We start from the raw sequence: 12,762 nt of genomic DNA, 5'->3' as shown, positions 1-12,762 counted from the left end.
CCAGTCCACTAGGCTGTCCAGATGCTCTCCGTCCTGCGCACGACCGCGGTCGCCCTCGTGGCCGCCCTCGCGCTGACGGCCTGTAGCGCTGGCGGCGACGGCGACCCTGTGGTGACACAGGAACCGGCGGACAACCCGAGCAACGCGGCCGCCTCCCCCGACGTGGGCACCTTGGTCGGATCGGACATCTTCGCCGTGACGCTGCCGATCGGCTGGACCCAGACCGGCGGCGTCGGCGAGGACACCTTGTTCGCCGTGTCGAACCAGGCACCCGACGACATCCCCACCAGCGTGAACGTGGTGGAGGACCTCACCCTGGTGCAGATGGCACCCGACCAGCTGTCCGCCGAGCGCATCGAGTCGCTCAGCACCGGCGGACGCGGCACTCCCCCGCCCACCGACGTCACCGAGGTCGGCGAGTACGAGGTCGACGGCGAGCAGGGACTACGCGTCAGCTATCTGCAGGACGTGACCGACGTGTCGATGCGTTCTGAGGAGATCTCGGTGTCGCACGACGAGACGGCGTACGTCATCACCTTCAGCTTCTCGCCGACGGTGACCGAAGGCGATCGCAACAAGACCATCGCGTCGGTGATGGATTCCTGGACCTGGGCCGCGTAGGCCCACACCTCAGCTGGCACCGTGACGCGAACAGGCTGAACCTGTCGCGGCGCAGGCAGCGCACCGCACGAACTGCTGCACGCAGGCGACGTCCGAGCAGTCCACGACGTCGCTCGTCGCCGACCCGCAGGTGTCGCAGCTCCCGATGACGGCTGCGTGATCGGAGAAGTCCATCGTCATGCGGTCGTCGAAGACGTACAACGAGCCCTCCCACAGGCCGTCGTCCCCGAAGGCCTCGCCGTACGTCGCGATGCCACCGTCGAGCTGGTACAGATCAGTGAATCCGCGCTCCCGCATCAGCGGTGTGAGGATCTCGCAACGGATGCCACCAGTGCAGTAGGTGACGACCGGACGATCCTTGAGGTGGTCGTAGGCACCGCTGTCGAGGAGCTCGACGAACTCGCGGGTCGTGTCCACCGGCGGCACGACCGCACCACTGAATCGGCCGACCGCTGACTCGATGCGGTTGCGACCGTCGAAGAACACGATGTCCTCGCGCTCCACCAGCTCGTGCAACGCGGCAGGGTCGAGGTGGGTGCCGCCGCCCTCCACGCGGCCATCGGCGACCTTGACGGCACCGGGTGTGCCGAAGGTGACCAGCTCTGAGCGCACCTTGACGCTCAGACGTGGGAAGTCGGCTGTGGTGCCGTCGGGCATTGCGCGACCCTCGCTCCACTTGAAGTCGGTGCCGCGAAATGGCTCGTACTCCTTGGTGCCGCGGATGTACTGCTTCATCGCGATGACGTCGCCGCCGAGGGTGCCGTTGATGCCTTGGGGCGAGACGATGATGCGGCCCCGGAGTCCGAGCGAGGCGCACAGGGTGTGCTGCCACAACCGGACGGCCTCGGGGTCGGGCAGATCGGCGAACGCGTAGAAGAGGAGGACCTTGGGGGTGGCCACGCGCAGCACTCTAGTGGGTGACCGCCGGGCACTCCGTAGGTGACAGTGCGACCCACTAGGCTCCAGCCATGAACCGCCCGCGCCTCGCCGCCGCCCTGATCGCGCCCGTCCTCGTCCTCTCCGCCTGCGGTGGTGACGACGACTCCTCACCCTCCGAATCGCCCAGCTCCTCGGAGTCCTCCGAGTCCACCGGCGGTGGCGAGACCGCCGCCCTGACGACCGAGCCGGCCGCGGGCGAGGAGTACAGCGACGACGCGTTCACCTTCAACGCACCTGAGGGCTGGGAGACCCCGCCCGGCAACCTGGCTCCCCAGGCTCTCGTCTTCGCCGCCGACGTCGGCGACTCCGACGGGTTCGCCGACAACGTCAACGTCGTGGCCGAGAACCAGCTGGCATCGATCGACAACCTGGACGATCGGGCCGCAGCAGCGAAGGCCGGCCTGGAGGGCGCGGACGCCAAGGAGATCAAGGTCGGCGAGCCGATCGAGCTGGACGGCGAGCCCGCCGTGACTGTCACGTCGCTGTTCAACCTCAACGGCAACGAGTACCGCACGTGGCAGTACGCCGCGACGCGCGGAGAGGACGGATTCGTCGTCACCTTCAGCTTCAGCAAGGACGTGTCGGCCGCCGATCAGCAGAAGATCGCCGAATCGGTCGCCGCCAGCTGGTCCTGGGCCTCCTGAGGACGGCGACCCCGTGACCCAGCTGCACGATCTCGACGCACACGCGCAGGCTGCTGCCCTGCGTGCGGGCGAGGTCACCTCGGTCGAGCTCGTGCAGCACCACCTCGATCGGATCGACGCCCACGCAGGCGGCCTGGGCGCGTTCATCGCGGTCACGCACGAGCGGGCGCTGCGGCGTGCCGCCGAAGCCGACGCGCGGCTAGCCGGGGGCGACACGGCACCGTTCCTCGGGGTTCCCACGGCGTTCAAGGACCTCACGGCCACCGCCGGAGTCACCACCACGATGGGGTCGGCGCTGCTGCGAGATCAGGTGCCCGAGACCGACGCCCACGTCGTCACGCTGGTCGAGCGGGCCGGCTTCGTGAGCCTCGGCAAGACCAACACTCCCGAGTTCGGCCTGTCGTCGTACACCGACAACGACCTCATCGGCCCGGCCCGCACCCCGTGGGACACCTCGCGCACGGCGGGCGGTTCCAGTGGTGGAGCGGCAGCGGCGGTGGCGGCCCGGCTGCTGCCGCTGGCTCCGGGCAGCGACGGCGGCGGGTCCATTCGCATCCCGGCCAGCGCGTGCGGGATCTTCGGGTTCAAGCCGACGCGAGGTCGGGTCAGCTGGGGTCCCGACGGCAACGACTGGAGCGGTCTGGCGATCAACGGACCGTTGTCTCGCACCGTGCGTGACTCCGCTGCGCTGCTCGATGCGATGGCCGTGCCGATGCCCGGCGACGTGCGACACCTGCCGGCCCCGGCCCAGCCGTTCACGTCGTGGGTCGGACGCGATCCGGGCCGGCTGCGGATCGCTCGCTGGTCGGGCACCCACCTGCCCGGGGTCGAGCCGTCGGCCGACGCCGTCGCGGCCTGGGAGGCAGCCAGCCGACTGCTGGAGTCGCTGGGTCACGAGATCGTCGACCTCGCGAATCCGTTCCCGCGCGAGCTCGAGACCCAGTTCAACGTCATCTGGCCCAGCGGGGTGGCGTCCGCGCAGCTGCCTGCGGAGGCCGAGGCGCTCCTGCGGCCGAACACGCGGTACTGGCGCCACCGCGGCCTGGAGTCGTCGGCGGTCGACCTGTCGCGGGCGCTGTCCTACCTGGAACAGGCGACCCGATCCGTGGTCACCGGGCTCGAAGACTTCGACGCGATGCTCACGCCGACGCTCGGCCTGCCCCCACAGCCCACCTCGTGGTTCAACGAGTCTGGCGACCCGGTCGAGGACCACCGCCGCGAGCTGCTCTTCACGCCGTACACGGGCCTGTACAACATGAGCGGCCAACCGGCCGCGTCACTGCCACTGCACTGGACCGGCGATGAGCTTCCGCTGCCGGTCGGCGTCATGCTTGCCGCCCACCAGGGCCGCGACGACCTGCTGTTCGCGTTGTGCGCACAGGTGGAGGCTGCGACTCCGTGGGGCGATCGGGTGCCCCCGATCGGCTCGCCTACCGCTTGAGCGCGGCGGTGTAGGGCGAGTACTTCGCCAGGCTGACGTACCCGCTGCGGACCCCGACGATCTTGACGCGGATCTTCTTGCCCGCGCGACTCGCCCCGGGCCGGTAGGTCTTGCCCTTCTGGCCGGAGATGGCCGTGGAGCCGACGTACCACTGGTAGCGATAGGTGGTCGGCGTCGGCGACCACGTGCCGTGGATCGCCGTGAGGGTGCTGCCGACCTTGCGGGTGCCGCGGATGCTCGGCGTGGGGGCGCTGAACGTGTTGCCAGCGACCGTCGACGACGATGCCGAGGTCCTCGACGCCGCTGTGTAGCCGGACCGGTTGCCGGTGACCTTGACCTGGATCCGCTTGCCCTTGTGGGCGCTGGCGATCGTGTAGGTGCTGGAGCGGGCACCGGAGATCGCGGCGCCGTTGGCGTACCACTGGTAGCTGAACGTGGCGCTCGGCGACCAGGTTCCGGGGGTGGCGGTCAGCCTGGCCGCGACGCGGGCCGTGCCGGAGAGCTTCGGAGTGGGAGCCGCGACGAATCGGCCAGAGCCCACCACGACCGGTGTCGACGTGGACTGCCCGCCGGAGGGCCGCTGGACCACGAGGGTCAGTGCGCGTCCGCGATCAGCGGCCACCGGGACGTAGGAGTCGCCGGTCGCGACGGGTTGGTCGTCCACTCGCCAGGTGTAGGTCTCGCCGGCCGGTTCCGTGCTGGGATCGACGGTTGCCACGGCGCCCACCCGGGCCACCGCGCTGACCCCCTCGGTGCTGAAGCCGAGCCGGGCCGAGTCGATGTCGATGCGAGCCGACGTGGCGCGTCCGGTGGCGTCGACCGCCCCCGCCGTGACGACCACCGCCCCCGAGGGCGACGTCCAGACGTCGCCCGGCGCCAGGGCGCCGTTCGAGACCGTGCCGCGCGGATGGGCCACCAGGTCGAGCGATCCGTCGGGGCCTGGCTGCGTGATGGTCACGCCCGGCTGGAACCGGAAGCTGTCGATCGCGAACGGGCTCGAGCCCGCGTAGGCCGATCCGGTGTCGCGCACCGTGCCGTCGCGGTACTCGATCCAGAACGGCTCGTCGACCAGCGGGTCGATCACCTTGATGGCGCGAGTGCCGGACGCCGAGCCGCGGGCCGCGAGCCGTCTCTCGACGGGCTCGCTCTCGGTCAGGACGGTCACCTCGTCGTCGCCGGTGATGCCCAGGGCGTCGCGGAAGATCGCGTCGAGCGCCGGCGGGTCGGTGCCTTCGACGGCGAAGCCCATCACCGAGTACACGTCGTGGTACTCCTGCGAACCGCAGCGCTGCGCGCATGCCTTCGCATTGGCGTGCAGCAGACCGAAGTTGTGTCCCAGCTCGTGCACCCCAGTCGCCTTCTCGACCGCCGGGTCGGCCAGCACACTGAGCCACCCGCCGCTGTCGATCGAGGTACCAACTGTCCCCACTCCGATGCCGACCCACGCCTGGGCGTTGCATGCTGGCGAGTTGAGCACGATCAGGTGGTTGCCGGAGTCGCCGCCGAAGGACACGTCGGGGAAGAGTCGTTCTGCGGCCTGCCAGGTGATGTCGGGGTCGTCCATCGCGCAGAGCGAGGCAACCGACTGAGTCGTCGAGGCCGGGGGCAGCGACCTGACCTCGGCCACCCGAAAGTCCGTGATGGCACCGCCAGACTCCGTGACCCACTCGCGCAGGACCGAGTCATCGTACGTCGACCGGATGGTTGCCCCCGTGGAGAAGGAGCCGGTCTTGGCCACGGTCGCGACAAAGGCCCGGTGCTCGCGTCCCGCGGATGCAGGCTCCTGGTCATCGGGCGGGATCTCCACCACGGCTTCGGCAACCTGCGGGGCGGCAGAGCTGTCGTCGACGACCTCGGCCTCGATGGCGCCATTGGCGGCATCGGTCGGCAGATCCTCGGCCAGCTCGATCGGCACCGTGTCGCCCCGTGCGGTGACGATGGCGAAGACGAGCTGGACGTCGGTAGACCCCGTGGTGGTGCGCCTCTCGACGAACGCGACCCGCAGAGTGCCACGGACCGTGTCGGTCGACTCGTCGGCGAGGTCGGCGTCGGAGTACGTGACGTCGTCGGCGGTCGTCGTGATCGTGACGTCGTCACCGGGCACCGCTTGGGTCGGGGCCGCTTGGGTCGGGGCTGCGAGGCCGACGCTCGCCGCGCCGACGGAGACCGCCAGAGCCAGGCTCGTGAAGCGGCGAGACAATGCCGTCATGTCGGTCCCATCGTGCAGTGCGGACGATGGCCACTCCACCGGTCGAGGTGATAGTAGCGGCCCGCGGGGTCTACCGGGGCGGATTTGATCGCACCACGTCAGGTCACCGGCCGAGGTAGTCGGAGAAGATCCGATCGAAGGCCGCCTCGTCCACGACAGGGACTCCGTAGGACCGAGCCTTGGCAGCCTTGCCGCTCATGGAGTCGGGGTCGGAGGTCACCAGCACCCGGGTGGACTTGGTGACGCCGCCCGAGGCCAGGCCGGCCGCGACGATTCGTTCAACCCAGTCAGCACGCGGACGCACCATCTCACCGGTGAAGACCACGCGATCCCCCAGACGCAGAAACGCTTCCGCAGCAGAGACGTGATCGCCATGACGGTGTCCCGCTTCGGCTCGGCCGAGGGCATCCGCGACATCGTCGGTGGAGAGACGCAGTGCGTGGGCGACCCGATCGAGGTCTGATCGTTCATCGTCGGTGAGCACTCCGTCGGACCACGCCTCCTCGGCAAGGAAATCCAGGTGGTCTCGGTGCAGGCCTTCGATGCGCGCTGGGGCCAGGCCGATCACCTTGGCGGCCTCGATCAGTTGCTGGCCCTCACTGATCGAGATGCTGTGGTCGAGCAGTGCGGCATCGAGAGTGAGGAGATAAGACGCTTCTACATCGGAAGCGCCCGATATCCAGGCGTTGGCGAGGATCGTGTCGAGCCAGGCGTGCTCGGCCGGCTGTTCGCTGGCAGCCGTTCGACCAGCCGCACGTGGCGCCTGCCCCGGCATCCGGGAGGTGGGCCATCCGAACGAGCGACCGGTGCGTGTCGTCCATCCACTCCGGGTCCCGGGCACCTTGTCGGGTGAGCCACGCGACAAGTCCTGCCGTCGCCCGGGCGTCACCGAGGGCGGAGTGCGCATCCAACAGCTCGATGCCGACCGCCTCGCAGCAGTGCGCCAGCTTGGCCGCCCCGATGTAGCGGCCCGCCCACTTCATCGAGCACAACGCCTCGGGTCGCGCAGGTAGCCCGTACCCCGACCGATCGAGCTCGGCGTGCAAGAACCTCATGTCGAACGACGCGTTGTGCGCGACGACGACGCGGCCACGCAGCGCGTCGAGCAAGGGATCGGCGATGTCGCTGAACTCAGGAGCGGCCAGCACGTCGCGCGCCGCAATCCCATGGATGCGCGTCGGTCCGATGTCGCGCCTGGGGTTGATCAGGCTCGACCACTCCCACTCGATGCGGCCGAGAGGATCGGTCAGGACGACTCCGATCTCGACGACGCGGTCACTTCGCTCCGGGACCAAGCCCGTGGTCTCGACATCGATCACAGCAAACGACGGGCTCACAGACTTCACCCTAGGCACAGCTAGTCTCACATCGCGCCGCGATGGATGAAGCTGGATAGAAATGTCCACATAGGCGGTGCGAACCTCTTGACCGGGTCACGCCTGTCAACTATACTCGAACATACGTTCGAACCGTTGGGGGACTCATGACAGCGCAGCCGGTGGCTCTACCGCACCCGTTGGGTGTGGGTGTGCAACTGCTGGAGCGTGCGCTCGATGGAATGCCGATCGGCGCGTGGGACGGTCTCGACGACGAGATGGTCAAGGATCTGGCGACCCGGCTGATGCGCGTCGAGTCCCGGATCAAGGCCCACCAGTCGACGGCCACCCGCGCGCTGGACGAATCCGGTCTGGCCAAGCGATCCGGGGCGTCGTCGACGGGCGCATTGCTGGCCAAGGAGTTCGGCGGAGACCGCGCTGCGGGCGATCGAGCCGTGCGCATGGGGCGTGCCCTGCAGGGCGCGCGTCGCGTCGAGCAGGCGATGGCCGATGGTGAGGTCACCGAGCGTCAGGCCCGCACCATCGCCGACGCGACCCGCGACCTCGACGTCTCCGCAGAGATCAAGGACCAGTGCGAGGCTCAGCTCATCGCGGACTCCAAGACCCTCACGGCCAAGGACCTGCAACGGCGGGCCGACCGGGTCACCGACGTGTTCAGGGAGCCCGCCGACGTCGACGCCGACGAGAACGAGCGGCTCGAGGACCGTGAGAAGCGCGCCTGGAACAGCGCCGCCTTCCGCATGTGGGACAACCACAACGGCACCCGTTCGGGAGACTTCACCGTCCCCGAAGGTGAGGCCGACGCGTTACAAGCCACCCTCGAGGCGATGGCCGCTCCCCGACGCGAGCACCTCCGCGATCACCACACGCCCACCGAAGCCGCCAGCCCGCAACGGCTCGGCCGTGCGTTCGCCGAAGCACTGGGCCGCCTCACCCCGGCCAACCTGATGGGCACCGGCCCCACCCTCGTGGTTCGCCTCGATCTGGCCACCCTCGTCACCGGACTCAGCGCCGCCACCCTGTCCTCGGGCACCCGCATCTCGGCGGCCGAGGCCCGACTCACCGCCTGTCGAGCTGGCCTCATCCCGGCCGTCTTCAGCGGCACGTCGTTGCCGCTGGACCTCGGTCGCGAGAAGCGGCTGTTCACCCCGGCCCAACGCATCGCCCTGGCCGAACGAGACCGCGGCTGCGCCTTCCCTGGCTGCGACAGGCCACCGGAATGGGCCGAAGCCCACCACTGGCGCCAGCCCTGGGCCGACGGCGGCACCACCAATTTGTCCGACGGCGTGCTGCTCTGCGCGCATCACCATCGCACCGTTCACCACCAGCGCTGGCACCTCCGCCAGGCCGACGACGGAATCATCGAGTTCCGCGCACCCGGCACCACCGGGTGGCAACGCAACCAGCGCTATCGGCCCTAGCCGGCGAGGTGGGACCGGTCTGTCATCACGATGGGGTCACCATCGGTGATCGCCAGCGTGTGCTCGACGTGCGCGCCGCGCGAGCCGTCCGCACTGCGAATGGTCCAGCCGTCGTCGTCCATGACGATCTCGTCGGTGGTGTGCAGGAACCACGGCTCGATCGCGATGACCAGGCCCGGCTTGAGCGGGAACCCCCGACCCGCCTTGCCGTCGTTGGCGATGTGCGGATCACCGTGCATGGTGCGACCCACACCATGGCCGCCGAACTGGGTGTTGATGCTGAGTCCGTGCGAACGGCCCACCGCACCGATGGCCGCACTGATGTCGCCGACCTTGTTGCCCGGCCGGGCCACGGCGATCGCGGCGTCGAGCGCCTCCTGGGCATGCTCTACCAGCCGAAGATCCTCCTCGCGCGGGGTGCCGACCGCCAGCGTCACCGCCGAATCGCACACCCAGCCGTCGACCGAGACCGCGAAGTCGAGGGTCAGCAGGTCCCCGTCGCGCAGCTTGTAGGGGTGCGGCAGGCCGTGCAGCACCGCGTCGTTGACCGACGTGCAGATGACCTTGCCGAACGGGCCGTTGCCGAAGCTGGGGGCGTAGTCGATGTAGCAGGACTCCGCGCCGCGCTCGCGGATCATCTCGTGCGCGAGGGCGTCGAGATCCATCAGGTCGACGCCCACGTCAGCGGCGGCCGACACCTTCGTCAGGACATCGGCGACGAAACGTCCGGCCGGACGCATCTCGTCGACCTGGGTGGGGGTGAGCAGCTCGATCATCGAAGGTCCTTCGTCTCAGAAACAGTGACGCGGGCAGCGACCAGCGCCACCAGCATGGCGACGCAGCCCAAGGCGCCAGTGACGGCATTGCCGAACACGCCGGCTGCCGCCGAGAAGCTCGACGAGGCGATGAGTGCGCCGCCGAGCAGGCCGGCCGCAGCCATCGCGTGATGGGCGGGAGTGCGGGCGGGCACCGAACCCCACCGTTGATAGGTGGCACCAGCCACCAGCACGGCCCCGACCAGGGCGGCGACGCGCAGCCCGGCTCGCTGACCGCCACTGACCGCGGCGATGACGTCGACCGCGTAGAGGGCACACACGCCCACCGTGCCGATCAGCACGAGCAGCAGCCACGTGGGGCGCGTGGAGACGGTGTCGGTCACCGGTTCAGGCTAGTCCGCGCTGCAGAACGGCACGGCGTGGGTGCGGCTGGTTGACTGAACCCGTGGACGAGACGACCTTCGAGTACTCCAATCTCAGCGGTCGGTCACCGGGTCCGTTCATCTCCACGGCCGGACTGTTTCTACGTGGCGTACGCCAGGTGCAGGCCCAGGTCGAGCCCTACGCCCGGGCGTGGAAGGACCACAACCGACGCGCACTCACCGCCGATGGCCCGCTGTGGGTCGCGCTCGGCGACTCGATGACCCAGGGCATCGGAGCCAGCGCCTTCGACCGCGGCTGGACCACCGGTGTCGCCGCAGACCTGCCGGAGCACCGGCTCGTCAACCTGTCCGTCTCGGGCGGCCTGGTCACCGACCTGCTGGAGCGTCAGGTGCCGGCCCTCGAATCTCTCGGCGTCGCACCCGATCTGGTCACCGTGATGATCGGCAGCAACGACCTGCTCAACCGGCGGGCGCGCAGCACGCTCCCTCGCGATCTCGCAGCCCTGATCGAGCGTCTGCCCAGCGGAACCGTCGTGGCCACCATGCCGGGCGGGCGCCGTGGTTCGACCGACTTCAACCGGCAGGTCACCGGCGCGAGCCACCTGGTGACCGCGGAGTTCCGCGATCCTCGCCTGCGGAGCTGGAAGGGCCGCGTGGCGCAGGATCACTTCCACCCCAACGACGCCGGTTACGCCGCCATGGCCCAGGTCATGCGCGAAGCCGTCACCGCACGCTGACGGCAGCGCCGTTCATGGGACGAGCTCGTTGTCGGACCGTGGACGTCACCGCACAGCCACCCGAGCCGCTGGCACGGTTCGACTCGCTCTCGATCCGCGTGGCCAGGTCGTCGAGTCGGCGCATCGCCAGCACCAGCTTCGCGTGCTCGACCTCGACCTGCATGCCCGCTCCCCCGCGTGGTGTGACCCAGGACTCCGTGCGATCACCCTAGCGCCAGCGTGTACCGATCAACCCTCGAGTGACCGACGGTAACGCTGCATGCCGGTCAGCCAGCGATCTGGGTCGGCGGCCTTGTGGGCGTACATCGTGCCCACCTGCTCGTGCGGGAGGGCGAGGAAGCGACCCGACTCGATCGCCTCGAGCAGCGAGTCTGCGACGTCGAGCGGGTCCATCATGTCGCCGGCCGTGGACACCGACCCGTGCGCCACCGCACCCTCGTCCTCGGCGAGGTCGCCGTTCTCGGTCATGGGGGTGCGCACGCCCATGGGGCACAGCGCGGCGACCTGGATGCCCCGATCCCCGTACGTGGCGGCCAGCCACTCGGCGAATCCGACGGCCGCGTGCTTGCTGGTCGCGTAGGTGGGCGACCCCAGCTGGGTCAGCAGGCCCGCAGCCGAGGCCGTGACGGCGAAGCACCCACCGTCCGCGTCGAGCCAGCGCGGGACGAGGATCCGCGCGGCGCGCACGTGCGCCATCACGTTGACCTCGAGGATCGCCGACCAGTCGTCGTCGGTGGCATCGAGGCCGAAGCCACGGAAGATGCCCGCATTGGCGACGAAGAGATCGGGGGTGCCACCAGCAGCGGACAGCACCTTCTCGATGCCGTCGTCGGTGGTCACGTCGGCATCGACGGCGACCGCGTGCTCGCCGAGCAGCTCAGCGGTCGCGGACAGGCGGCCCTCGTCGAGGTCGGTGAGGACGACCTGCGCGGCGCCGTGCTCCAGCAGGCGCTGAGCCACGGCGGCCCCGATGCCGCCCGCCGCGCCGGTCACCACGGCTGAGATGCCGGTAATTCTCATCTCCCTACCTCCTTCAGCGCAGGTGCTTCTTGAGCTCGGACTTGGCCAGCGCGTTCTTGTGCACCTCGTCGGGGCCGTCGGCGAACCGCAGGGTGCGAATGCCCGCGAACATCTCGGCGAGCGGGAAGTCCTGGCTGAGGCCACCGGCCCCGTGGGTCTGGATCGCCTTGTCGATGATCCACTCGACGGTCTTGGGGGTTGCGATCTTGATCATCTGGATCTCGGTGTGCGCGGCCTTGTTGCCGTGGGTGTCCATCAACCAGGCGGCCTTCATGCAGAGCAGACGCAGCTGCTCGACCCGCAGGCGCGACTCAGCGATCCAGTCGCGCACGACGCCCTGCTCGGCCAGCGACTTGCCGAACGCCACGCGCTCGGAGGCCCGCTGGCACATCAGCTCGATCGCACGTTCGGCCAGGCCGATCGAGCGCATGCAGTGGTGGATGCGGCCGGGCCCGAGTCGGGCCTGCGCGATCGCGAAGCCTTCGCCCTCGCCGGCGATCAGGTTGGCGGCCGGGACGCGCACATCGGTGAAACGCATCTCAGCGTGGCCGCCGTGATCACGGTCGCGGTAGCCGAACACCTGCATCCCGCGCAGGATCTCGAGGCCGGGGGTGTCGCGCTCGACGAGGATCATCGACTGCTGGCGGTGCCGTGCGGCCGACGGGTCGGTCTTGCCCATGACGATGAAGACCTTGCAGTCCGGATTCATCGCACCGGTGATCCACCACTTGCGACCGTTGATGACGTACTCGTCACCGTCGCGCACGATCGACAGCTCGACGTTGGTGGCGTCCGAGGAGGCGACGTCGGGCTCGGTCATCGCGAAGGCGGAGCGGATCTCGGCGTCGAGCAGGGGACGGAGCCACTGCTGCTTCTGCTCGTCGGTGCCGAACATGTGCAGCACCTCCATGTTGCCCGTGTCCGGCGCGGAGCAGTTCAGCGCCGCCGGTGCGATCTGGATGCTGCGACCGGTGATCTCGGCCAGCGGGGCGTACTGCAGGTTGGTCAGGCCGCCCTCCTCCGGCGCTCCGGGCAGGGCGAAGTTCCACAGATCGCGCTTGCGGGCCTCGGTTCGCAGGTCGTCGACGACCGCCGGGAAGCTCCACGTGTCGTTGGTCTGGGCAGCCTCGATCTGCTCCTTGGCCGCGGGCTCGGCCGGATAGACGACCTCGTCCATGAACGCTTCCATGCGTTCGATGAGGTCCTGGGTCTTGGCGTCGTGAGCAAAGTCCAT

Annotated in this window: 14 protein-coding genes; 5 read left to right on the top strand and 9 right to left on the bottom strand. The window is 69.3% G+C overall.

Features of this window, described 5'->3' with window-relative positions; translation table 11 throughout:
• Positions 1–21 precede the first annotated feature (21 nt).
• Complete coding sequence (locus ACHAA3_RS08285; RefSeq protein WP_435708508.1) at positions 22–621, top strand: hypothetical protein; 600 nt, start codon at positions 22–24, stop codon at positions 619–621.
• 9 nt (positions 622–630) lie between these two features.
• Here the strand turns inward: ACHAA3_RS08285 and ACHAA3_RS08280 are convergent, their stop codons facing one another.
• Positions 631–1,521, bottom strand: coding sequence for a rhodanese-related sulfurtransferase (locus ACHAA3_RS08280; RefSeq protein ID WP_435708507.1), 891 nt, complete (start codon positions 1,519–1,521; stop codon positions 631–633).
• A gap of 68 nt (positions 1,522–1,589) precedes the next feature.
• Here ACHAA3_RS08280 and ACHAA3_RS08275 point away from each other — a divergent pair, with 68 nt between their 5' ends.
• Together ACHAA3_RS08275 and ACHAA3_RS08270 are read left to right on the top strand one after the other, a co-directional pair.
• Positions 1,590–2,204, top strand: a complete 615-nt coding sequence (locus tag ACHAA3_RS08275; RefSeq protein WP_435708506.1) for a hypothetical protein — start codon at positions 1,590–1,592, stop codon at positions 2,202–2,204.
• Positions 2,205–2,217: 13 nt separating this feature from the next.
• A complete protein-coding gene (locus tag ACHAA3_RS08270) occupies positions 2,218–3,645 on the top strand; it encodes an amidase (RefSeq protein ID WP_435708505.1) in 1,428 nt (475 codons plus the stop codon).
• On the opposite strand, the gene ACHAA3_RS08265 is transcribed toward ACHAA3_RS08270, so the two are convergent.
• The 3 genes from ACHAA3_RS08265 to ACHAA3_RS08255 all read right to left on the bottom strand — a co-directional run bounded on the left by ACHAA3_RS08265 (position 3,635) and on the right by ACHAA3_RS08255 (position 7,191).
• Positions 3,635–5,854: a hypothetical protein gene (locus ACHAA3_RS08265; RefSeq protein WP_435708504.1), complete on the bottom strand. Its 2,220-nt coding sequence runs from the start codon at positions 5,852–5,854 to the stop codon at positions 3,635–3,637. The genes ACHAA3_RS08270 and ACHAA3_RS08265 overlap by 11 nt on opposite strands.
• Positions 5,855–5,957: 103 nt before the next feature.
• Positions 5,958–6,422, bottom strand: a complete 465-nt coding sequence (locus ACHAA3_RS08260; RefSeq protein WP_435708503.1) for a hypothetical protein — start codon at positions 6,420–6,422, stop codon at positions 5,958–5,960.
• Between the two features lie 28 nt (positions 6,423–6,450).
• Entirely contained in the window at positions 6,451–7,191 is a 741-nt protein-coding gene (locus tag ACHAA3_RS08255) for a 3'-5' exonuclease (RefSeq protein ID WP_435708502.1), read from the bottom strand.
• Between the two features lie 191 nt (positions 7,192–7,382).
• Here ACHAA3_RS08255 and ACHAA3_RS08250 point away from each other — a divergent pair, with 191 nt between their 5' ends.
• Positions 7,383–8,612 carry a DUF222 domain-containing protein gene (locus ACHAA3_RS08250; RefSeq protein WP_435708501.1) on the top strand — a complete coding sequence of 410 codons (1,230 nt, stop codon included), beginning with the start codon at positions 7,383–7,385 and terminating at the stop codon, positions 8,610–8,612.
• Here ACHAA3_RS08250 and map read toward each other — a convergent pair.
• Entirely contained in the window at positions 8,609–9,388 is a 780-nt protein-coding gene (gene map / locus ACHAA3_RS08245; RefSeq protein ID WP_435708500.1) for a type I methionyl aminopeptidase, read from the bottom strand. The two genes, ACHAA3_RS08250 and map, sit on opposite strands and share 4 nt — an antisense overlap.
• Positions 9,385–9,771 carry a hypothetical protein gene (locus tag ACHAA3_RS08240; RefSeq protein WP_435708499.1) on the bottom strand — a complete coding sequence of 129 codons (387 nt, stop codon included), beginning with the start codon at positions 9,769–9,771 and terminating at the stop codon, positions 9,385–9,387. Before ACHAA3_RS08240 ends, map begins: the two co-directional genes overlap by 4 nt.
• Positions 9,772–9,833: 62 nt before the next feature.
• Here ACHAA3_RS08240 and ACHAA3_RS08235 point away from each other — a divergent pair, with 62 nt between their 5' ends.
• Positions 9,834–10,508, top strand: coding sequence for an SGNH/GDSL hydrolase family protein (locus ACHAA3_RS08235; RefSeq protein WP_435708498.1), 675 nt, complete (start codon positions 9,834–9,836; stop codon positions 10,506–10,508).
• On the opposite strand, the gene ACHAA3_RS08230 is transcribed toward ACHAA3_RS08235, so the two are convergent.
• The 3 genes from ACHAA3_RS08230 to ACHAA3_RS08220 form a co-directional block, all read right to left on the bottom strand.
• A complete protein-coding gene (locus ACHAA3_RS08230) occupies positions 10,495–10,671 on the bottom strand; it encodes a hypothetical protein (protein ID WP_435708497.1) in 177 nt (58 codons plus the stop codon). The genes ACHAA3_RS08235 and ACHAA3_RS08230 overlap by 14 nt on opposite strands.
• 65 nt (positions 10,672–10,736) lie before the next feature.
• Positions 10,737–11,528: an SDR family oxidoreductase gene (locus ACHAA3_RS08225; protein ID WP_435708496.1), complete on the bottom strand. Its 792-nt coding sequence runs from the start codon at positions 11,526–11,528 to the stop codon at positions 10,737–10,739.
• Between the two features lie 13 nt (positions 11,529–11,541).
• Entirely contained in the window at positions 11,542–12,762 is a 1,221-nt protein-coding gene (locus ACHAA3_RS08220) for an acyl-CoA dehydrogenase family protein (protein ID WP_435708495.1), read from the bottom strand.

Origin of the sequence: Aeromicrobium sp. CF3.5, from assembly GCF_051262695.1 — a bacterium.
GTDB lineage: Bacteria > Actinomycetota > Actinomycetes > Propionibacteriales > Nocardioidaceae > Aeromicrobium.
This window is presented reverse-complemented; position numbering and strand designations above follow the sequence as displayed.

What these genes read in the sequence shown, in the direction of transcription:
- ACHAA3_RS08220 (WP_435708495.1), bottom strand. Translation starts at nt 12,762, where the DNA reads ATGGACTTTGCTCACGACGCCAAGACCCAGGACCTCATCGAACGCATG.
- ACHAA3_RS08230 (WP_435708497.1), bottom strand. Translation starts at nt 10,671, where the DNA reads ATGCAGGTCGAGGTCGAGCACGCGAAGCTGGTGCTGGCGATGCGCCGA.
- ACHAA3_RS08265 (WP_435708504.1), bottom strand. Translation starts at nt 5,854, where the DNA reads ATGACGGCATTGTCTCGCCGCTTCACGAGCCTGGCTCTGGCGGTCTCC.
- ACHAA3_RS08225 (WP_435708496.1), bottom strand. Translation starts at nt 11,528, where the DNA reads ATGAGAATTACCGGCATCTCAGCCGTGGTGACCGGCGCGGCGGGCGGC.
- map (WP_435708500.1), bottom strand. Translation starts at nt 9,388, where the DNA reads ATGATCGAGCTGCTCACCCCCACCCAGGTCGACGAGATGCGTCCGGCC.
- ACHAA3_RS08275 (WP_435708506.1), top strand. Translation starts at nt 1,590, where the DNA reads ATGAACCGCCCGCGCCTCGCCGCCGCCCTGATCGCGCCCGTCCTCGTC.
- ACHAA3_RS08285 (WP_435708508.1), top strand. Translation starts at nt 22, where the DNA reads ATGCTCTCCGTCCTGCGCACGACCGCGGTCGCCCTCGTGGCCGCCCTC.